The sequence below is a fragment of the Hymenobacter sediminis genome (assembly GCF_003231285.1).
Classification (GTDB): Bacteria; Bacteroidota; Bacteroidia; order Cytophagales; family Hymenobacteraceae; genus Hymenobacter; species Hymenobacter sediminis.
Genome location: NZ_QKNS01000003.1, coordinates 404,095 through 423,267, shown reverse-complemented (window position 1 = coordinate 423,267; position 19,173 = coordinate 404,095). Strand labels below are relative to the sequence as shown.

The window sequence follows — 19,173 nt, the reverse complement described above, 5'->3', positions numbered from 1 at the left end:
CGGCGGTGTGCCGCCCCGGCCGGCGGCAGCCATCAAGTGGTCAGCCGCCGCCCCAATCAGTAGAAGCCGTGGCTTCTGTGAGTATTTATGTTACTATAAGAGGAGTTTGGTAAGAAGGCTTCATGGGTATGAACGTTACAACAGATGATTATGATATGATAAAAAGCGTAAAAAAACTACGCTTCAGCTAGGTTTAGGCCTCTTTACAAGGGGTAGTAGCACCTGGCTACTCTGTTACTGCCGTGTTTGTATTTCTACTAGGTCTTCGCTATCAGAGAATGAAGTACCTGCTGAAAGGCTGCCAGCACCGCATGAGGCGCTTTAGGGTCGAAGATGGCAAAGTCGAGGCGACGGAAACGGCCCCGGATGGCCGGCTCGGCCAGAGCTTCGGCAAACAGCCGGGCTACCTGAGCCGGGTCGTTGCCAAACACCCCGCAGCCCCAGGCCCCGAGTACCAGCGCCTCCACGCCGTGGCGGGCGGCAGCGGCCAGTACCAGCCTCAGGCGGTGGCGCATCACGGGCTCCAGCTGGGGTAGCAACTCCGGGGAGTTGCGCCGCAGGGCGCCGGCATTCACGGCCGGGGCCGTCAGCACATCTAGCCGGAAGGGCTGGGGCAGCCACTCCCCCGCTTCGCCGCGCAGCACGGGCACCTGGGGCGAGTACACCAGGTAGTCGCTGTAGAGGCCGGTGCTGCCGGGAAGGCTGTTGTGGTGGTACATTTCCTTAAACTGCGTCAGGCACGGATACAAACCCGAGGAGCGCGCCAGACTTTCTTCCTGGGCCTGGCTGCCACCCAGAAAACCGCCGCCAGGGTTGCGAGCCGAAGCGAAGTTCAGACAACCTACCCTCTCGAACTGGCTCACCAGGTCTGCGGCCGCTTCGAGGGTAGTAGCCTGATATACCCGCACCTCAGCCGGCTCGCCCGCGGGCTGGTCAAACTCGCGCAACAGGTCCGCTCCATCTTCCGGGCGGTAAAGGTGGCTGCCGGTTTCGGCGGCGCGCTGGTATTCCCGGAGGTTAATACAGTGGCCGGCCGGGTTTTCGTAGCTACCTCGCTGCAAAGCGTCAAGGGTGCTGTGGGCTATGCGTTGTCGTATTTCTCGGTTCATTGAAGTACAGGTTGTCGGGACGTGACCCGGGAGCGGCACCGCTGTTAGGTTGCCGCAAGCCACTCCCGGGGCCGCGTAGTTTGGGTAGCTATAAGGGGGTAGGAATACGGGCTAGTGATGCAGCGGAAACGATCTTATAAATAGGATTGAATTGGCACGCTATGTATTACAGCTCGATCTGCTCGATTTCGGTGAGGGCGGAGCCGCCGTTGTCGAGGGCCGCCAGCACGTCGAAAATCTTATCCGACCAGCCGGCAATCAGGGCGGCGCCGTGCTCGGGGTGTACCTGCAGGGGCGTGGTGCCGTGGCCGGCCAAGTCGAAGAGGTAGAGCTGGGCCTGCGGAGCGACGGTGTGCCGGTACTTTGCCCACTCTTTCGCCACGCTGGAGCCATTGAAGTGCGCGTTCCAGAGCTGGCAGTCGGTGAACAACATCACCTTATCCACTACCTCCCGGCGCAGGCGCAAGTCCTCAATAACGAGGTAGCCGTTGGTGCTGTAGCCCACCTCGCCTTCGCGCTTGTAGAATTCCTGCACATTGCCGAGTACCGGGCCGCGGGGCAGGGTCAGCCGCTTCCAGGTGCTGCCAAACATGCCGGTTACTACGTTCTGGCAGCGGCTCTGCAGGAGCATTCCCAGCACCAGACCCACATCGTAGTACAGCACTTTGCTGCGCGGGGAAATGGGCTGCTGCATGGAGCCCGACACGTCGCAGGCCACTACTACCCGGGTTTCCGGGCCGAACCCACGCAGGTTGGCGGCGCTGTGGCCGATGGCGGCTTCCAGAGCGGCCAGCACCTGCGGCACCGGGCTCTGGCGCAAGCCCACCGCCGCCAGCACCGACTTCAGCGTGCCTTCTTCCAGGGCCAGCACCTCGCGGTATGCGGCCAGGAAGCGGAAAGGCAGCTGCTTGCTACGGGCCACCGCCCGGGCATCGGCGAGGGCAGCGCACACCTGCGTTACCACCTCAGCGGGCACGCCGGCCTGCAGAATATTGCGCAGGTTGCGCAGCAAGGCCATGTAGCCCAGCTTACCGCTCCCAATCAGCTCCGTCCATTTCTGGCGGAACGCGGCCGCCTTTTCAGCCTCCGACGCGAAGCCACCCTGCCCCAGGGCCGACAACTCGGTTTCCCAGGTGTAGGGCGTAGGCAGGGTGCCGGCCACCAGCTGGTTGAACAGGGCCTGCCGGGCCTCGTCGGCGGGGCGGGGGTGCACCAGGAACAGCGCGTCGCGGAGGCGCACGGCACCGGCCCGGTCGTACTTGGCCAGCTGGTAGCCATCAAAGCGGTTGAAGGCCTGGGCCAGCCCTTTCTGCACCTGCTTGGAGAGGCGGTTGAGGGTTTTGAGGCCGGTGCGGCCGTTGGCCTGGGCGTAGTAGGCCAGCAGCTCCGTAATTTCATCGGGGCGCTGTACCACGCGGGCTACCAGGCGGCTAACCAGGTTGGTGCCCTGGTGCCGGCGGGCCAGCTCCACGGCCAGCACCAGCGGCACAGAGCGCAGATGCAGCTTTTCGCGGGCGTACACGGCCAGGCGGGCCACAAACTCGGGGTCGTTGCGGGCTACCAGCTCGCGCAGGCGCACCAGACGGGTATCGGCCGTTTCGTAGAACTGGTCGCTGAGGGCGGCGGTAGCCACGGCGGCGTACAGCTCCAGCGCAGGGGTGAGGGTATAGGCCGGTGCGCCCTCGTGGTTGAGCACCGGAGCCGGGGTAGGCCGACGGAAGGGTAAGTTGAAACGCATCGGATGGGAAAAAATCAGGTAGTGAGTAGTGGATGAAAGATGGTAGACGGAATTAATAACTCGTAATTATTACTCAGAAAAGCGCATAGTTTTTCCAGCATAATTCACGCAATGAATTATTAAGCAGTAACCCTAAAAATAAGAGGCAATAATTTTCCTTTACGCTACAAAACAGCAGCGAATAGTATGTAATAACAAGGAAAATTAATTAACCAAACCGGGCTTACACTGCGCCTGATTGCGCGAAAACGTAAGCTGTTAGCTGGTGCGGTTACTCCGGTTTACTACCCTTTTGCCAAGGTGCTACCCCTGACAGTACGTGACACGTAACGGTAGTAGGAATGGAGTATGAGGGTAGGAAGAATAACATGGCAGGAAGTAGGAATAGAGTAACGGAGAAAACAAAAACGCCCGAACCTGGTAGGATTCGGGCGTTTTGCGGAGGATGGTCCTAAGATAGAAACCTTACCTGTCTGCTGGCGCGCCGAACCCCGGCTGAATCTCCCGATCCAGCTTGCTGAGTGATGGCATATACTGATTAAAGTGGCGGCGCATGACAGATGAAGGCGTAAAGTCGTTAGCGTTTGGGCTGTTGAACGTGACAAAGGTAGAAAAGTTATTTTCTACTATACAATATGAGTTCAAAAATTTTTAAAAATATTTTTAACCATACATGTAAATATCGTTTTAGATTATCCATTCGGCGTTTTTAATAATTATTTAGAACGATTTAAATTCAAATTTATATACAGCAGTAACGCAAATAGCCATACCGCAGTAGTTTTTACCGGTTGACAATTTACTTCATCAGCGCCTGATAAAGCCAGCAGCTTATCATGTAGCTCAGGATGGCAGGCATATGCCTATTATCATACTCGCCTAGCCTTGTGTAAGCTAGCCCCCTGTTAGCCCTGGGAGCGGGAGTAGGCCGCCTTGGTTCACCCTTTTGTGCAGCCCAGTGGGGGTAGCGTCGAGGAAACGGCGGAGTTGGTAGATGTTTTTCGTGGGTCAGGAAGGCCGCAGGGTAGGTTTGTGCACTGATCTACCAAACCAGATCGGCATTCCACTTCTTCTTTCTCTCTGTACTACTCCATGAAAAAGTTTCTGGCAGCTTCCCTCCTGCTCGGCCTGTTGGCCGGCGCTACCGCTCCTGCCGCACTGGCCCAGACGGCTCCCGCCAAAACCAAAGTCAAAGCCAAAAAAGACAAGGTGAAAGCCAAAGGCACGGCCGAAGCTACTACCCCTGCCGAGGGCCGCGGTGGTCCGGGTGGTGGCCGTGGCGGACGCGGCAACATGCTGGCTGAAATGACCAAGGAGCTGAACCTCACGGCCGACCAGCAAACCAAAGTAGCTGCCATTCAGCAGGACCAGATGCAGCAGATGAAGAGCCTGCGCGCCAGCGGCGAAACCACCGACCGCCAGGCCCGCATGCAACAAATGCGTAGCCTGGAGGAAAGCACCGACGCCAAGCTGCAAGGTGTGCTCACGCCCGAGCAGTTTCAGAAGTACCAGGCTAAAAAGCAGGAGCGCATGCGCCGCCCCGGCCCTCAGGGCGGCGGCACCCGCTAGCTTGCCCCTACCCCTGCCTGGCCATTGAACCTGCGAAGGGCTTCCTCACCCGTGCACGAGTGCTTTATGCTGCTCGGGCCACGGTGCGGAGGCCCTTCCCTGCGTTCAACATGCCTTGTTTTACTTGGGCTTCGTATTCTTACCGGCTTTTAGTTACCCACCTACTGCATGTTCAACAAAGACAAAACCACCCGTCAGCGGATCCTGCGCGTGATTGTGCACGTGGCGGCCTGGGTGGGGGTAGCGGCCATTCCGCGGCTGTTGTCAGATAATCCACCGCCGTTCCAGCCCCGGCACCTGATGCTGCCTTTGCAGCTGGCGGGTTACTTCTATCTGAATTACTACGTGCTGATTCCGCGCCTTTTTGCCCGGAAGAAGTTCACGCTCTATTTCCTGGTAGCCCTGGGACTACTGGCGCTTCTATACATGCCCTTGCTGCTCCGCATTACCGGCATTATTCAGCCCTTGCACCACGGGCCGCCGCCCGGCGCCATGCGCTACTCCCGCCCCCCGCACGGCATGTGGCTGATGGGTATTCTGGTCTGGATTATCAGCAGCGGCATGCGCATCACCAGCGAGTGGTTTGACGCCGACGGGGCCCGGCGGGAGCTGGAAAACAAGCAGCTGACCGCCGAGCTGGCCTTTCTGAAGTCGCAGGTAAGCCCGCACTTTCTTTTTAACACGCTTAATAATATCTACTCCCTGGCCCAGCTCAAGTCCGATGATACGCCGGAGGCCATTATGCAGCTTTCCCAGCTCATGCGCTACATGCTCTATGAGTCGGCCGCCGCTAGGGTGCCGCTGGCCCGCGAAACGGAGTACCTGCGCACCTACATCGACCTGCAGCGCCTACGCCTCGACCCTGAGGAAGTAGACATTCGGTTTACAGTGGACGGCCCCTTGGATGGGCACCTGATTGAGCCCATGCTGCTGATTCCCTTCGTGGAAAATGCCTTCAAGCACGGTATCAGCGCCCGAAATTTCTCGCGCATTGCCGTGAATATAATTGTGCGCGAAGACCGCCTGCTGTTTACGGTGCAGAACTCGCGCTTTCCCCGCACCGGCACCCCCGACCCCAACTCCGGCATCGGGCTGCCCAACGTGCGCCAGCGCCTACAACTCCTCTACCCCGACGGCCGCCACCAACTGCACGTAGAGGAAACCGACGCTGAATTTCTGGTAGAACTAACCCTGACCCTTTCCCATGCTCCGGTGCCTGCTCGTTGATGATGAACCCCTGGCCCTGCGCCTGCTAACCAGCTACGTGGAACGCGTGCCGTTTCTGGAGCTGGTGGGCACCTGCCGTAGCGCCCTCGAAGCCATGACCGTGCTGCAGCGCGAAACCGTGGATGTGCTGTTTCTGGATATTCAGATGCCCGACCTTACGGGGGTGGAATTCGTGCGCAGCATGCAGCCCCAGGCCCTCGTAATTTTCACCACCGCCTACGAGCAGTTCGCCCTGGAAGGGTTCAACCTGAACGCCGTAGACTACCTGGTGAAGCCCATTGCCTTCGAGCGGTTCGTGAAAGCGGCCCAGAAAGCCCAGGACCGCCTCACCCATCAGCAGCCTGAGCCGGCTGCTGCCCCGGCTCCTACCCCCGCGCCAGCCCCGGCTCCTACCCCGCACGACGACTACATCTTCGTGAAGGCCGACTACCACACCCAGCGCCTGAACCTACGCGACATCCATTACCTGGAGGGCCTCAAAGACTACATCAAGATTTACGCCGGCGCCAAGCCCATTCTCACCCTCAACTCCCTGAAAGCCTTCGAGGACCGCCTGCCGCCCCAGGATTTCGTGCGCGTGCACCGCTCCTACATCGTGGCCCTGGCCCACATCGACTCCATCCGCAAAAACCGCATCTACATGGGCGAGGCCATCATTCCCATCGGCGAGTCGTACGCGGAAGCCTTTTTCAAGCTGATTGAGGAGCGCAACATGCACTAGGTGGTGAGGTGTGAAATGGTGAATTTGACGGGCGGCCCGTTGCCGGAGAAATCCGGTGCTTTACCGCGAATCCTGCCTTTACTACCCCTCAGTTCTTACCAACGTGTGCATGGGTAGCATTCCTAACTAATATTATTAAGTCCGTCATGTCGAGCTGGTCGGGACATCTCGCGTGCTGACATCAGGTTAGCAAGGCAACATCAGCAAGCGAGATGTCTCGGCAAGCTCGACATGACGTTCTTTCTTTGCTATCCATCTGTCCGTCCACAACGCCTGCTATGCGACCTGCCGACACGCGCCACCGGGGCCCCCACCCGGCCGATACCCAACTGTTTGCCCCCAATTGGGTACCTGTGCTGCGCCAGGCCGTCGGGGAGCTTTCCTGGCTCCTGACGCGCGGCTACCCGCCGAGTGCTACCCTCAAGCTGGTCGGCGACCGGTACGCCCTGACCGAGCGGCAGCGCTGGGCCGTGGGTCGGGCCGCCTGCACCGACGAGCAGCACCAGCGGCGCCAAGCCGTACTACTCCCACCCGTTCTCCTGGATGGTCGTCCGGTGTCTATTGATGGCTTTAACCTGCTCATTACCCTGGAAACGGCCCTGAGCGGGGGCGTGGTGCTGCGCGGCCGCGATGGCGCCCTGCGCGACCTATCGAGCATACACGGTACTTACCGGGCCGTGCAGGAAACTGACCGGGCCATTCGGCTGGCGGCTGCTGTCCTGCTACCCCTCGCGCCCGGTCCCGTGCGGTGGCTGCTGGATCAGCCCGTGTCTAACAGCGGGCGGCTGGCGGCGCGCCTGCGCGAGCTGGGCCCCGCACTCGGGTTGCCCTGGACGGTGGAGGTAGTGATGAACCCCGATACGGTGCTGGCCGAAACCACAGATATCGTCGTGACTTCCGACTCGGCCGTACTGGACCGCGCGGGAGCCTGGCTTAATTTGGCAGCCTTGGCGCTGGAAGCCGAGCCGCCGCGGTGGCTGCTCGATTTAAGCCAGAGTAACGGAGAGGTTGAGGCGGGTTAACCAGGCTTGTATCGGCCCTTCGCCTTCTTCCGGCTTCTCTTCGTACAGAAAGCTCCCCGCTACTGCTCCTTTCCGAATGCCCTGCCTTGCTACTTCTGACCGTTACAGCATTCAGCTGCCCGCCGGCCACCGCTTCCCCATTGCCAAATACGCCCTGATTCGGGAGCAGCTGCTGTGGCAAGGCATTGCGCCGCCTGAGGATTTTTACGACCCGGGGTTCTGCGCCGAAGAGGACATTTTACGGGTGCATTCTGAAGATTACTGGCACCGCGTCCGCGACCTGCACTTGACGCCCGCCGAAGTGCGGCGCCTGGGGCTGCCCCAGAGCCCGGAGCTGGTGCGCCGCTCCCTGAGCAGCTCGGCTGGCACGGTGCAGTCGGCGCGCAAGGCGTTGGAACACGGCATTGGACTGAGCCTGGCCGGGGGCACCCACCACGCTTTCCGCGACCGGGGCGAGGGATTCTGCGTGCTCAACGATATTGCCATTGCCGCCGCCCATCTGCTGCACCACAAGTTGGCGCGGCAGGTGCTGGTAGTAGACCTGGATGTGCACCAAGGCGACGGCACGGCCAGTATTTTCCAGCATGAGCCGCGCGTGTTTACCTTCTCCATGCACGCTGGCGCCAACTACCCCCTGCGCAAGGAGCAATCGGACCTGGACATAGCTCTGGACCTGGGCACCGACGATGCCACCTACCTCCAGATTCTCGAGGAAACCCTACCCCCGCTACTGGCTCAAACCCGTCCCGACTTTATCTTCTTCCAGGCCGGGGTAGATGTATTGGCTACTGACAAGCTGGGCAAGCTGGCCCTCACCCAAGCCGGCTGCCGGCGCCGCGACGAATATGTGCTCCGCCTCTGCCAGCAGCACCAGCTGCCCGTAGCCGTGAGCATGGGCGGCGGCTACTCCGAGCAGCTTCGCGACATTGTAGATGCCCACTGCAACACGTTTAGGGTAGCCTACGAGGTGTTTGGTGGTTAGAACCAGAAGGACAACAAGGCTAACTCCGTTCTACTATCTCTGATCCTACCTTTGCCCCATGAACCTGCACAACCCCGCCACCGACCTACCCGCCGCTAATTCCCTACCTGTTCCGGCCCCGGCACAAGCACCGAGTACCCCGGCCCAGCAGGCCTTCCGGGCCGCCGTGGAGCAAGTAGAAGGCTTGCGCCAGCGCCTGCGGGAGTTGCGCCAGGAGCAGGCCGAAGCCCGTCGCCGCTACTGGCAGCAGGTAGGCCCCGCGGCAGCTACGGTGGTGGAAGCTCGCCGTGCCTTGTTCGGGCCGCTGGAAGAAGCCCTGCTACTTGATTATTTCAGCCGCCTGGAGCACCGCCAGATTCAGGAGGTGATTCTGGGCAATGCGCGGGCGCTGCAGGACCGGTTTGGGGAAGATGCCGAGGACATGCTGCGCAAGTACGCCCCCCGGCGCCGCGTGGAGGAAGAGGAGGATATGCCAACCGCGGAGGTGCCTACCCCTGCTGTTGACCCCAATAATCTACCCCCCCACGAGCAGGCTGCGGCCCATGCCCGCGCCCGGCGCAAATCCAAGGCCGAGCGCGCCGAGGAAGCAGCCGCCCAGGAGGCCCGTGCGCAGCAGCAGCGCCTGCTTTCCAACACCAAAACCCTCTACCGCCAGCTGGCCCGCATCCATCACCCCGACCTAGCCCGCGACCCAGCCACCCAGCAGCAGAAAACGGCCCTGATGCAGCGCATCACGGAGGCTTACGAAACCAACGACCTGTACACGCTCCTGCAATTGCTCTCCGAAGCCGGCCCCACCGAGGCCACCGACGATGACGTACTCACGCGCTACACCCAAGCCCTACACCAGCAGCAAACAGAGCTCAAGCAACAACTCAACGCCCTGAAATTCGGGGAGAACGGCTTTTTCGGGAGCACCGGCAAGAAGCGGGAGCAGGAAATCCGCCAGCTGAAGCGCCACCTGCGCGCCGAAGCTGAGTACCTGACCCATATCCGGCAATTAATGCAAGAGCCGGAGGGGCTGCGCCAGGTGTTGCGGGAGCTGGCCGCCGAGGGCCACGAGACCATTTAGTGCCCCTACCCCTCTTGGTAAAGCGGACTCGGCTTTAGATGAAAAACGTCGTGCAGGGCTTGGCGGGCGGCGTGGTAGCCGCACATGCCGTGCACACCCCCGCCCGGCGGGGTAGCTGAGGAGCAGAGGTAAAGCCCGGTTTTGGAAGTGCGGTAGGGTGAGGCCCGCAAAGCTGGCCGGGTGAAAAGCTGGGTTACATCCAGCAGCCCGCCGTTGATGTCGCCGCCCACGTAATTAGGGTTATAGGCTTCGAGCTGCCGCGTATTAAACGTATGCCGCCCGATAATTCGGTCCCGAAAGCCGGGGGCAAACCGCTCTACCTGGCGCTCAATGGCATCTGTCATATCTGCAGTCGAACCATTCGGGACGTGGCAGTAGGCCCAGGCGGTATGCTTACCGGCCGGGGCACGGGTAGCATCAAACAGGCTTTGCTGGGCCAGGAGCACGAAGGGCCGCTCGGGGTGCGCGCCCTGGGAAGCGGCGTTTTCGCTGGTATTAATTTCCTCCAGCGTGCCGCCCAGGTGTACGGTACCGGCCTGTCGGCATTCTTCCGCCGTGAATGGAATCGGTCCGTCCAATGCCCAATCTATCTTGAACACCCCCATGCCGTAACGGTAGCGCCTGAGCTGCCATTGGTACACAGCCGAGAGACTGTGGCCGGCAATCTGTAGCAGCTGGGCCGGCGTCACATCCAAAAGCACCGCTTTGGCGGCGGGTAGCTGGCTTAAGGAGCGGACGTAGGTACCTGTTTCCACGGTGCCGCCCAGGGCCCGGAAGTGGGCTACCAGCGCCTCGGCAATGGCCTGGGAGCCGCCTTTAGGGAGGGGCCAGCCTTGGCGATGGGCGGCCGTAAGCAGCACCAGCCCAATGGCGGAGGTAGTTAGGTTGGAAAGCGGCTGAATGGCGTGGGCAGCCATGCCGGCAAACAGCCCGCGGGCTTCTTTGGTCTGGAAGCGCTTGGTCAGCCAGGTAGCCGGTTGCAGGGCCGAAAGGCCGAACCGGGCCATGTCCAGAGGGTGGTGCGGCAGTTGCAAGGGCCCCAGCACGTCGTTTGCCAGGCCGGACCAGGCGGCCACCAAGGGCTCCAGCAACTGCCGGTACGCCCGTTCATCGGGGCCGAGGCGGCGGGCAGTTTCGGGCAGGCTGGTGAGAACCGCTGCGGCCCGGCCATCATCGAATGGGTGAGCCGCGGCCACAGCCGGCGTAATATACTCTAGGCCATATTGGGCCAGGGGCAGGGTTTGAAAGAAGGGCGAGCCGGCAGCCAGCGGGTGAATGGCAGAGCAGACATCATGACGAAAATCGGGCAGCGTTAGCTCGGTGGTGCGCAACCCGCCGCCCAGTTGCCGGCTACCTTCCAGCAAGAGCACCGCCAGCCCTGCCTGTTGCAACTCAATGGCCGCCGCCAACCCATTGGGGCCGGAGCCCACCACTACCGCATCATACTCGGGGTTACTCATTTGTCAGGAAGTAAGGGGTAGCCCTGGGCTGTCAGTGGGCCTGCCTATGCCTACGGGAAAGCCCGGCGGATGGCCATATATGCTGGTTTGCTTCAGCGCTGCTCTTCCAGAAATGCCACCACCTGCTCCAGCACCGCCGGGTCGCGCATGATGCGGTTGTGACCCAGACCCGAGGTAGCCCGAAACTCCAGCCCCGGCCAGTTGGCTGCTATTTCCTGGGCTTCGGCAAAGGGTATGCTGGCATCATCCTGGTCATGAAAGAGCAGGGCCCGGCCCGCGGGAAAAGCACGGCCGGTATGAATCAGGCTAAAGCTCTCGGCGTCGCGGCCGTGCTGCTCCCGAATGTAGCGGGCCATACGCGCCACCACGGCCGCGGGCAGGTGCAATAGCTGGGCAAAGCGCTGGGCTACGGCCGTAGTGCTGCCCGGCACTGCCAGCAGAACCAGCCGGGGCAACACACCGTCCTGGCGCTGATTGAAACGCACCGGCACCCCGGCTGTGGCAGCCCCACCCAGGGAATGGGCCACTACCCCGTACACTTCGCCTAGTTCATCGGCCACGGCCTGCACGGCGCGGGCGTAGGCCGGCAGCGTTACGCGCGTACCATCGGAGGCTCCGTGGGCCGGCGCATCGAGAGCCACCACCCGGAAACCGGCGGCTACCAGTCGACGGGCCAGCTGCCCCCAGAAGCTGGCCCGGTGTTCCCAGCCGTGCACCAACAGCACGGTGCGGCGGCCAGCGGGGTTCCACTCATAGGCGGCCACGTTGCCGCGGGCCGTGGCTACCCCAAAGCGGCGGGCCTCAGCCAGAGCGGCGGGTTCCCAATCTTTAGGGGGTAGGCGGCGCGGTGAAGTGAACAGCCGCCAGGCGGCCCCAAAAGCCAGCTCAGTGGAAAGCGCAGCCAGCACCCGGAATTTCAGGCGCAGCAGCCGGATAGCAGGAGGTGGCGAGGGGTAGCGGGCCGGGGCCGATGGCGTGGCAGAAGCAGTGGGGATCGTCATGAAAGGCAAATATGGGGTTCCGGCTGCATTCCGGCGGCTTATACCTGGTCGCGTCGTGCTGGCTCGGCCGACGGACCGCCGCGTTATCCTACTAAAACAGGGTATTCCTTTTCTGAAAGGGACAAGCTCATCTGTTTACGTGTATCTTTCGTACCTCCTTGCTCGCTCTATCCCTATTTCACCTTTGCATGGCTGCTTTTCCAGCAGCCCTCAGTGCTCTTTATGTTATTGACATTATCCGATTTTCGGACGCAATTCTGCCCAGATTTATCGTTTTTACGCCTGCAGTGGCATGCGCGCCAACCCAGTATGGCGCGGTTTCGGGAAAGCCTGGAGGCGGCGGCCTTGCTGATTGAGCAGGGGGTAGTCCGGGACGTCATTATCGACTTGCACGGTTTGCCTGATGTCTGTCTGGCTGATCAGTGCTGGCTGGCGACTAGCTGGCTACCTCGTGTTTCGGGTGCGGCCGTACAGCAGGCAGCTCTGGTAATGCCTCCTATTGATGCCTATAATCACTTGGTAGTAGAAAGCCTGCTGCAGGCCGGGCGGCACTTTATGCACTACGACATTCAGTTCTTCAACTCCTCAACCGAGGCCCTAGACTGGCTGATCGGTCATGAGCACCCCGCCCAGCAGTACCGCTTGGAGGCGGAATGGACCAGTGAGGCAGCGTAGCTATAAGTGATAAGCCCAAGAGAATCTTGCTGTTCTAACTCATGAATAGTGCTTACAGCTCCAGAACCCTACCCCTTCCTGCACGGGCAACCTGCTCTTAGGCTCCAGCTTCTGGCAATACGGCCGCGCAAACTGCTTGAATTGTAAATTTTTAGGCGGTATCCTTTTTACAGTCAAGCATTTATTCCTCATATTTACTCCGGCAGCTCTTCTACTTCCGCTCCTTTCTCTTTGCCTGCTACTCCTCGTTATGATTGGCTTGCTTAACGATCTTAAGGAATTCTGGCACTGGCTGGGCACGCTCTTCCTGGATGGCCTACTGGCCGATCTGTTTGCTTGGCTAAGCGACTGGCTATTTTCCTGAGCTTCAGCCGCTATTCCGGCCCTGCCTGAAAGCGCAGGCAGCCAGTAACGCAGGGCTTTCGTGCTAGTAAAGCAGATAACAGCAACCCAATATTGGCGCTTGCCCTACCCCAGCCGCGCCAGCAGCTCCTCTACCTGCCGCTCCAGGCGCGTCACTCGTTCTTCTACCAGCGCAGGGGGCCGCAGGTAGGTACTGAACGCGCCCTGAACCTCCCACACCTCCAAAGCATCTGTAAAGGGCAAGTCCTGCACCGGGTAATCGGGATTGTCGGCACGCAGGCGCAGCACGTTATCGGCGCGGTGCTCTACGAGGCGGCGCACCAGCAGCTGGTTCTGCAGCAGAAACGCATACAGCCGGCCCGCCCGCAGCCGAAGCGTAGCCTTATCCACCCGGCAGGTCAACAGCACGTCTTGGTGGCGCAGGGTAGGCTGCATATCAGCACCTTGCATCTCAAAGGCGCGCGTAGTGGCCCCCAGCTCATGAGGGAAGGATAGCGCCGTAAGTCCGTCAATAAACCCCGCGTCGTGGTGGCGCACCACGTACTCCAGCAAGCGCGCTGCCGGCACATAGGGCGTCAGCCGCTGCGTCTGATCGGCCACCGCTAGTTCCGTGGCCGGAGCTTCTGGCTGCTGGTACCGCTCAAAACCATAGAGGTCATTTACGGTGAGTTCTTTCGTTAATAGCAGGTCAACGGATAAGCCAAAATGCTGAGCAATCTGAATTAGCGTCTCCATTTTCGGCTCTGACCTACCCTCTTCGTAAGCCCCGACGCTTGGCCGAGCCAAGCCAAATAATTCCGCAAAAGCCGCCTGACTCAGCTTCTTAACTGTTCTGATCTTGCGGATATTTTTTCCAACGTGCGACATGGCAGCAAAAATATTTTCGCTCAAACTTTGAGCATATACTGAAACTTCAGTACCATTGCATCGTAAAGCTACCATATTACCACCAACCCTCCCGCTCACCCACGGCTATTTTTTTGAGCAGTCCAACCACTAGCTCGGATACAGGTAGCCACGTTTGCTTACATCAGGTAGTTTTCAACTCCACTTTCTATTGACTCTATGGTTAACCGCTACTTCACTACCGTCAAGACGTTCCTGCTGGAGCTAGGCTTCGACATCCGCCACGAGGAAGCCGCTGCCAATGTACTGGTGGTGAACAAGCTGGAGCTGGGTATCCGGCATCTGGTGCTGAGCTGCGGTGAGCCGCTGCTGATTCTGGAGCAGCACCTGCTGGATTTGCCCCAGCCTTCAGGCGAGGTTTACCAGCAGTTGCTGCAGAAAAACCGCGACATTATCCACGGCGCCTTTGTGCTCGATGAATCGGGCCGCAAGGTTATCTTCCGCGATACGCTGCAGCTTGAACACCTGGACCGCCCCGAGCTGGAAGCCGTTATCAACTCCCTGGGCCTGCTGCTGAGCGAATTTAGCGATGAGCTGATTGCCTTTTCCAAAGCCTGATTGCTGGCCGGAAGCTCCAGCTTCGGGCGCTTTGCCGGGGTAGGCCGCCTGCCTCCCTGATGTTCCACACGATGCGGAGCTGGAGCTTCGCCCTACCCCTTCTACCGCCATGAACCTCTTCAACCGCCTCTTCAAGATTGGTCAGGCCGAAGCGCATTCCGCCGTCAATCAGCTCGAAGACCCCATCAAGATGACCGAGCAGGGCCTGCGTGACCTGCGTCAGGACCTCGACAAGGCCCTGCACGCCCTGGCCGAGGTGAAAGCCCTGGCCATCCGCAGCCGCAACGACGCCGAAACGGAGCGAGCCCGCGCCCTCGACTACGAAAACAAGGCCGTGCTTTTGCTGCAGAAGGCCAGCCGCCAGGAACTGGAAGCTGCCGAAGCCGACCGCTTGGCCACCGAAGCTCTCACCAAAAAGGCCCAGCACGAAGCCCACGCCGCCCGCGCCGGCCAGGAGCAAGAGAAGTTTGAGGCCTCGGCCCGGCAGCTCGATGAGAGCGTACAGCAGCTCAAGCAAACCATTTCGCAGTGGGATAATGAGTTGCGCACCCTAAAAGCCCGCGTAACGGTGAGCACTGCCACCAAAACCATCAACCAGCAGCTGGCCCAGCTTGATTCGTCGGGGACGGTGGCGCTGCTGGAGCGCATGAAGGAAAAGATTGCCACCGAAGAAGCCCTGGCCGAATCGTACGGCCAGATTGCCCAGGAAAGCAAGTCTATTGACCAGGAAATCGACAAGGCGCTCGGCAAAGGTGGTAGCGCCCAGGCCACTACCGATTTGCAGGCCCTGAAAGCTAAGTTGGGGCTCTGATTGCACTAGTCCATAATGCTATCAACGATGTGACTCTATGAATACGGAAGAAAAGATTATAAGGGCCTTAGCCATTGTGCTCATTATTGGCGGAGCGATACTGCAAGTGAGCCACCTGCTAAACCAAACGAATAGCAGGTCGGTGGCAAACTTTGGTTTTATTTTAGGCATTGTGGCGTACTCTCGCTACGCGCAGCGGCTAAAGGTCGAAAACGCTGCCCTCCAGCGGCAGTTGCAGCAGGGCCAGGAGCCGTAACCAGCGCTGTATTCCTGCCAGGAGGCTTCTTTCTAGGAAGTGACCATTCATCCTTCAATGGTTTGCATATTTCGCCCATGACTGAACTACTGCACGCAGCGCTGCTGCCAGCCAACCTGCTCCCCACGGCGCTGCTGGTGTTCGTGCTGCTGTATTGGGTCACGGTGATGGTGGGCGTGCTGGATTTTAAGTCGCTGGATCTGGACATCAACCACGATGCCGACCTGCATCACCACGGCCACTTGCCTGCCTCCGATGGGGTAGGCGTGAGCTGGCTGAACCACGCGCTGGCGTTTTTCAACCTGGGTCGCATACCGCTGATGGTGTTCCTGAGCCTGGTGGTTTTGCCCTGGTGGGTAGGTAGCATTCTTCTCAACTACTACCTCGGCACTTCTTCCTGGCTGATGGGGGTAGTCCTGCTGGTGCCGCTGCTGCTAGCCAGCCTACTGGTGGCCAAAGTCCTGACTACGCCTTTCGTACACCTGTTTGCCAGCATGGAAAAAGACCATGATGCCGGTGTGCGGCCGGTTGGAAAAGTATGCACCGTGCTTTTGCCGGTTAGCAGTGAGCAGATGGGCCAGGCCAGCGTAGCGTTGCTTAGCGGAGCGCCGCTGATGCTCAATGTGCGGGCCGCGTCCCCGGCCACAGAGCTACGCAAAGGCGACTCAGCCCTGATTATTGACTACGACGAGCAACGGCGCTGCTACCTCATTGAGCCTTACGATCTTCCCTAGCCTACCTAGCATATGCGCCGCAAAAGGAACCCCACCGATTGGGAAAGCATCTTCGGGGTAGTAGAGCTATTGGAGCTGCTGGTGAATGGCCTGCGGCTGGTAGGCAAGCTGGCACTCATCGTTATCAGCTTTTTCGACTGAATTTCCTTCTTAATCAATCTATTATATCCGCTCCCTGCCCAGCAGTAGCTTCAAGCCTACGGACCAGCTTCGGTTTTCATTACTTTTAACCCATATCTATTTTTCCGCTGCCCTATCTGCCTGCTAACTATGTCCGTCACAGGCTGCTGACTTCGCTCCGCACTGCCTTCCTACTACTAATTCCGTCCGGCCCTTCTCCACCCCTACTTCTGGCGTAGCCAAGCCCGATTTATCACCGGCCACATCATCCTGCTATTCATCATGATTAATCTGCTGAGTGCTCTAAAAGCTTTCTGGCATTGGCTGGGCAGCCTGCTGCTGGATGGGTTGCTGGCCGATTTATTTGCCTGGCTGGCCGAGTGGCTATTTCCGTGAGCAAGCTTTCTGTGGTGCCAGAGCCAACCGACCTTTCCTACCCCCGCCTACTGCCTTAACCCGCGCCCCAAGCGGGCGCACTACCCCCGAATTTATTCCCAACTCCTACTCCCTACTTCCATGTTGGAACAACTTTCTCTGGCGGTGATTGTCATCGTCGCTGTCCTCGTATTGGGTTTTCTGGCCATCGTGGCCCGTATGTACCAGAAGGCCGTGCAGGGCGAGGCCCTGGTGCGCACTGGCCTCGGCGACACTAAAGTGTCGTTCAGCGGCATCTTTGTGGTGCCCATCCTGCACAAGCTGGAGGTGATGGATATCAAGCTGAAAACCATCGTCATTGCCCGCGCCGGCTCCGAGGGGCTGGTCTGCAAAGACAACCTGCGGGCCGATGTAAAGGTGAATTTCTTCGTGCGGGTCAATAAAACCGAGCAGGACGTAATCAACGTGGCCCAAAGCATCGGCGCCCACCGCGCCTCCGACCCCGCCGCCCTGGAAAACCTCTTCGACGCGAAGTTCTCGGAAGCTCTCAAAACCGTTGGTAAGCACTTTGACTTCATTGAGCTCTACAACTCCCGCGAGCAGTTCAAGCAGCAAATCCTGACCATCATCGGCACCGACCTCAACGGCTACGTGCTCGACGACTGCGCCATCGACTACCTGGAGCAAACCCCGCTGGCCGCCCTCAACCAGGATAACATTCTGGATGCCGAGGGTATCAAGAAAATTATTGCCCTCACCTCGGAGCAGAAAATTCAGGCCAACCTGATTCAGCGCGAGCAGCAGAAAACTATTAAGAAGCAGGACGTAGAGGCCCAGGAAACCATTCTGCAGCTCGACAAGCAGCTCACCGAGAACCAGGAAAAGCAGAAGCGGGAAATTGCCAGCATCCGGGCCCGCGAGCTGGCCGAAACCGAGAAGGTTCAGCAGGAAGAGCGCCTGAAGTCAGAGCGTGCCCGCATTACCACCGAGGAAGAAGTGCGCATCGCTGAGCAAAACCGCGACCGGCAGGTGCTGGTGGCCGAGCGCAACAAGCAGCGCACCGACGCCGTGGAAACTGAGCGCGTGGCCCAAGCCCAGGCCCTGGAAGCCAACGAGCGGGAGCGGATTGTAGCCCTGGCCCAGATTGAGAAGGAAAAAGCGCTGGAGGAAGAGAAAAAGAACATCCAGACCATCATTCGGGAGCGAATTGCGGTGGAGAAGGCCACGGTGCAGGAAGAAGAGAAAATCAAAGACACCCGCGCCCAGGCCCAGGCCGACCGTGAAAAGCTGGTAGCCGTAACCGCTGCCCAGCAGCAAAACGACACGGCTACGATTAACTTCGTGGGCACCGCCGAAATGGAAAAGCAAGGTGCTGAGTTCCGCGCCAAGCAAGCCCTGATTGATGCCGAGGCCGAGAAAGCTGCCGCCGAGTTTAAGGCCCAGGCCATCCGGACCCTGGCCGAAGCCGAAGCCAGCAAAGCCGCCGCGGTAGGCCTGGCCGAAGCGCAGGTGATGCAGGCCAAAGCCACCGCCCGCCAGAAAGAAGGCGAAACCCAGGCCACCGTGCTCCAACTCACTGCTGCCGCCGAGGCCCAGGCCATTCAGGCCAAAGCCGGTGCCCAAGCCGAAGCCGACGAGAAACTGGGCCTGGTAGCCGCCAAAGTGAACCGCGAGAAAGGCCTAGCCGACGCCGACATCATTCAGGCCAAAGCCGACGCCGATCAGAAGAAAGGTCTGGCCGAAGCTGCCGTATCGGAGCAGAAATTTGCGGTGGAAGCCAAGGGCATCGAAGCCAAGGCCGACGCCATGAAGAAGCTCGACGGTGTGGGCAAAGACCACGAGGAGTTCAAGCTGCGCCTCGACAAGGAGAAGTCGGTGGAGCTGGCCCAGATCAGCATCCAGAAAGACATTGCCGCGAGTCAGGCCGACGTTATCGGCGAGGCCCTCAAAGCCGCCAAAATCGACATTGTGGGCGGCGAAACGATGTTCTTCGACCAAATCGTCGGCTCCATCACCAAGGGCAAGATGATTGACCGCGCCGTGCACAACAGCGAGGTACTCGGCACTGTGAAAGACGCCTTCTTCAGCATGGACGGCGGTGGCGACTTCAAAACCAACCTCCGCCGCTTCGTCGACCAGTTCGGCCTGAGCAGTGAGGACATGAAGAACCTCAGCGTCTCGGCCCTACTGCTAAAGATGATGAACCAAGCCGGTGACGACGCCACGCGTGCCACCATCACGCAACTAGCTGGCACCGCCACGGCCCTGGGTATTGGGGATAAGCCAGCCAAGATGCTGGAGTTGAAGTAAAGAGTGACTACCCCTGCTAGAAACTAAAACTAGAGACTAGCTCCCCTCCTCAGATGAGGAGGGGTTGGGGGTGGTTGACCAGCGCGTCTGAACATCCTACTAGTTCTAGCTTTCTAGCTCTAGTGCTTCTACCACCCCTAGCCCCTCCTTATCTAAGGAGGGGA

At 59.7% G+C, this 19,173-nt stretch carries 18 protein-coding genes; 13 read left to right on the top strand and 5 right to left on the bottom strand.

Going from position 1 to position 19,173, the window contains the following annotated elements:
• Positions 1 to 257: 257 nt before the first annotated feature.
• Both DNI29_RS10900 and DNI29_RS10895 read right to left on the bottom strand, forming a co-directional pair.
• Complete coding sequence (locus DNI29_RS10900; protein WP_110978133.1) at positions 258 to 1,109, bottom strand: TIGR02452 family protein; 852 nt, start codon at positions 1,107 to 1,109, stop codon at positions 258 to 260.
• 166 nt (positions 1,110 to 1,275) lie between these two features.
• On the bottom strand, positions 1,276 to 2,847 hold the full coding sequence (locus DNI29_RS10895; RefSeq protein ID WP_110978132.1) for a TROVE domain-containing protein: 1,572 nt from the start codon (positions 2,845 to 2,847) through the stop codon (positions 1,276 to 1,278).
• 1,092 nt (positions 2,848 to 3,939) lie between these two features.
• Between DNI29_RS10895 and DNI29_RS10890 the strand changes: the two genes are divergently transcribed.
• The 6 genes from DNI29_RS10890 (at position 3,940) to DNI29_RS10865 (ending at position 9,440) form a co-directional block, all read left to right on the top strand.
• Entirely contained in the window at positions 3,940 to 4,416 is a 477-nt protein-coding gene (locus DNI29_RS10890; RefSeq protein WP_110978131.1) for a DUF4890 domain-containing protein, read from the top strand.
• Between the two features lie 168 nt (positions 4,417 to 4,584).
• Positions 4,585 to 5,643 (top strand): sensor histidine kinase, encoded by a 1,059-nt coding sequence (locus DNI29_RS10885; protein ID WP_110978130.1) that lies wholly within the window; start codon positions 4,585 to 4,587, stop codon positions 5,641 to 5,643.
• Entirely contained in the window at positions 5,621 to 6,364 is a 744-nt protein-coding gene (locus DNI29_RS10880) for a LytR/AlgR family response regulator transcription factor (RefSeq protein ID WP_110978129.1), read from the top strand. Before DNI29_RS10885 ends, DNI29_RS10880 begins: the two co-directional genes overlap by 23 nt.
• A gap of 278 nt (positions 6,365 to 6,642) precedes the next feature.
• The gene (locus DNI29_RS10875; protein WP_162303581.1) at positions 6,643 to 7,386 is read left to right on the top strand and encodes a DUF434 domain-containing protein; all 744 of its coding nucleotides are present in this window, start codon (positions 6,643 to 6,645) and stop codon (positions 7,384 to 7,386) included.
• 76 nt (positions 7,387 to 7,462) lie between these two features.
• Positions 7,463 to 8,368: a histone deacetylase family protein gene (locus tag DNI29_RS10870; RefSeq protein ID WP_110978127.1), complete on the top strand. Its 906-nt coding sequence runs from the start codon at positions 7,463 to 7,465 to the stop codon at positions 8,366 to 8,368.
• 58 nt (positions 8,369 to 8,426) lie between these two features.
• Complete coding sequence (locus tag DNI29_RS10865; RefSeq protein ID WP_110978126.1) at positions 8,427 to 9,440, top strand: J domain-containing protein; 1,014 nt, start codon at positions 8,427 to 8,429, stop codon at positions 9,438 to 9,440.
• A gap of 5 nt (positions 9,441 to 9,445) precedes the next feature.
• On the opposite strand, the gene DNI29_RS10860 is transcribed toward DNI29_RS10865, so the two are convergent.
• Positions 9,446 to 10,900, bottom strand: coding sequence for a phytoene desaturase family protein (locus tag DNI29_RS10860; RefSeq protein ID WP_110978125.1), 1,455 nt, complete (start codon positions 10,898 to 10,900; stop codon positions 9,446 to 9,448).
• Positions 10,901 to 10,992: 92 nt separating this feature from the next.
• Positions 10,993 to 11,901, bottom strand: a complete 909-nt coding sequence (locus DNI29_RS10855) for an alpha/beta fold hydrolase (protein WP_110978124.1) — start codon at positions 11,899 to 11,901, stop codon at positions 10,993 to 10,995.
• Between the two features lie 309 nt (positions 11,902 to 12,210).
• Between DNI29_RS10855 and DNI29_RS10850 the strand changes: the two genes are divergently transcribed.
• Positions 12,211 to 12,576: a hypothetical protein gene (locus tag DNI29_RS10850; protein WP_110978123.1), complete on the top strand. Its 366-nt coding sequence runs from the start codon at positions 12,211 to 12,213 to the stop codon at positions 12,574 to 12,576.
• Positions 12,577 to 13,044: 468 nt separating this feature from the next.
• Here the strand turns inward: DNI29_RS10850 and DNI29_RS10845 are convergent, their stop codons facing one another.
• Positions 13,045 to 13,806 (bottom strand): XRE family transcriptional regulator, encoded by a 762-nt coding sequence (locus DNI29_RS10845; RefSeq protein WP_162303580.1) that lies wholly within the window; start codon positions 13,804 to 13,806, stop codon positions 13,045 to 13,047.
• Between the two features lie 198 nt (positions 13,807 to 14,004).
• Between DNI29_RS10845 and DNI29_RS10840 the strand changes: the two genes are divergently transcribed.
• The 6 genes from DNI29_RS10840 to DNI29_RS10820 all read left to right on the top strand — a co-directional run bounded on the left by DNI29_RS10840 (position 14,005) and on the right by DNI29_RS10820 (position 19,009).
• Entirely contained in the window at positions 14,005 to 14,403 is a 399-nt protein-coding gene (locus DNI29_RS10840; protein WP_110978121.1) for a CesT family type III secretion system chaperone, read from the top strand.
• Between the two features lie 109 nt (positions 14,404 to 14,512).
• Positions 14,513 to 15,214, top strand: a complete 702-nt coding sequence (locus tag DNI29_RS10835) for a PspA/IM30 family protein (RefSeq protein WP_110978120.1) — start codon at positions 14,513 to 14,515, stop codon at positions 15,212 to 15,214.
• Between the two features lie 37 nt (positions 15,215 to 15,251).
• The gene (locus tag DNI29_RS10830) at positions 15,252 to 15,470 is read left to right on the top strand and encodes a hypothetical protein (RefSeq protein WP_110978119.1); all 219 of its coding nucleotides are present in this window, start codon (positions 15,252 to 15,254) and stop codon (positions 15,468 to 15,470) included.
• Positions 15,471 to 15,547: 77 nt separating this feature from the next.
• A complete protein-coding gene (locus tag DNI29_RS10825; protein WP_110978118.1) occupies positions 15,548 to 16,204 on the top strand; it encodes an OB-fold-containig protein in 657 nt (218 codons plus the stop codon).
• A gap of 12 nt (positions 16,205 to 16,216) precedes the next feature.
• Positions 16,217 to 16,345 (top strand): hypothetical protein, encoded by a 129-nt coding sequence (locus tag DNI29_RS25110; protein ID WP_262510215.1) that lies wholly within the window; start codon positions 16,217 to 16,219, stop codon positions 16,343 to 16,345.
• A 495-nt stretch (positions 16,346 to 16,840) separates the two neighbouring features.
• Complete coding sequence (locus DNI29_RS10820) at positions 16,841 to 19,009, top strand: flotillin family protein (protein WP_238388063.1); 2,169 nt, start codon at positions 16,841 to 16,843, stop codon at positions 19,007 to 19,009.
• Positions 19,010 to 19,173: the final 164 nt, after the last annotated feature.

Bases quoted from the DNA above. Each gene is read 5' to 3' on its own strand.
- DNI29_RS10900 (WP_110978133.1), bottom strand. From the start codon at position 1,109: ATGAACCGAGAAATACGACAACGCATAGCCCACAGCACCCTTGACGCT.
- DNI29_RS10895 (WP_110978132.1), bottom strand. From the start codon at position 2,847: ATGCGTTTCAACTTACCCTTCCGTCGGCCTACCCCGGCTCCGGTGCTC.
- DNI29_RS10890 (WP_110978131.1), top strand. From the start codon at position 3,940: ATGAAAAAGTTTCTGGCAGCTTCCCTCCTGCTCGGCCTGTTGGCCGGC.
- DNI29_RS10885 (WP_110978130.1), top strand. From the start codon at position 4,585: ATGTTCAACAAAGACAAAACCACCCGTCAGCGGATCCTGCGCGTGATT.
- DNI29_RS10880 (WP_110978129.1), top strand. From the start codon at position 5,621: ATGCTCCGGTGCCTGCTCGTTGATGATGAACCCCTGGCCCTGCGCCTG.
- DNI29_RS10875 (WP_162303581.1), top strand. From the start codon at position 6,643: ATGCGACCTGCCGACACGCGCCACCGGGGCCCCCACCCGGCCGATACC.
- DNI29_RS10870 (WP_110978127.1), top strand. From the start codon at position 7,463: ATGCCCTGCCTTGCTACTTCTGACCGTTACAGCATTCAGCTGCCCGCC.
- DNI29_RS10865 (WP_110978126.1), top strand. From the start codon at position 8,427: ATGAACCTGCACAACCCCGCCACCGACCTACCCGCCGCTAATTCCCTA.
- DNI29_RS10860 (WP_110978125.1), bottom strand. From the start codon at position 10,900: ATGAGTAACCCCGAGTATGATGCGGTAGTGGTGGGCTCCGGCCCCAAT.
- DNI29_RS10855 (WP_110978124.1), bottom strand. From the start codon at position 11,901: ATGACGATCCCCACTGCTTCTGCCACGCCATCGGCCCCGGCCCGCTAC.
- DNI29_RS10850 (WP_110978123.1), top strand. From the start codon at position 12,211: ATGGCGCGGTTTCGGGAAAGCCTGGAGGCGGCGGCCTTGCTGATTGAG.
- DNI29_RS10845 (WP_162303580.1), bottom strand. From the start codon at position 13,806: ATGTCGCACGTTGGAAAAAATATCCGCAAGATCAGAACAGTTAAGAAG.
- DNI29_RS10840 (WP_110978121.1), top strand. From the start codon at position 14,005: ATGGTTAACCGCTACTTCACTACCGTCAAGACGTTCCTGCTGGAGCTA.
- DNI29_RS10835 (WP_110978120.1), top strand. From the start codon at position 14,513: ATGAACCTCTTCAACCGCCTCTTCAAGATTGGTCAGGCCGAAGCGCAT.
- DNI29_RS10830 (WP_110978119.1), top strand. From the start codon at position 15,252: ATGAATACGGAAGAAAAGATTATAAGGGCCTTAGCCATTGTGCTCATT.
- DNI29_RS10825 (WP_110978118.1), top strand. From the start codon at position 15,548: ATGACTGAACTACTGCACGCAGCGCTGCTGCCAGCCAACCTGCTCCCC.
- DNI29_RS25110 (WP_262510215.1), top strand. From the start codon at position 16,217: ATGCGCCGCAAAAGGAACCCCACCGATTGGGAAAGCATCTTCGGGGTA.
- DNI29_RS10820 (WP_238388063.1), top strand. From the start codon at position 16,841: ATGTTGGAACAACTTTCTCTGGCGGTGATTGTCATCGTCGCTGTCCTC.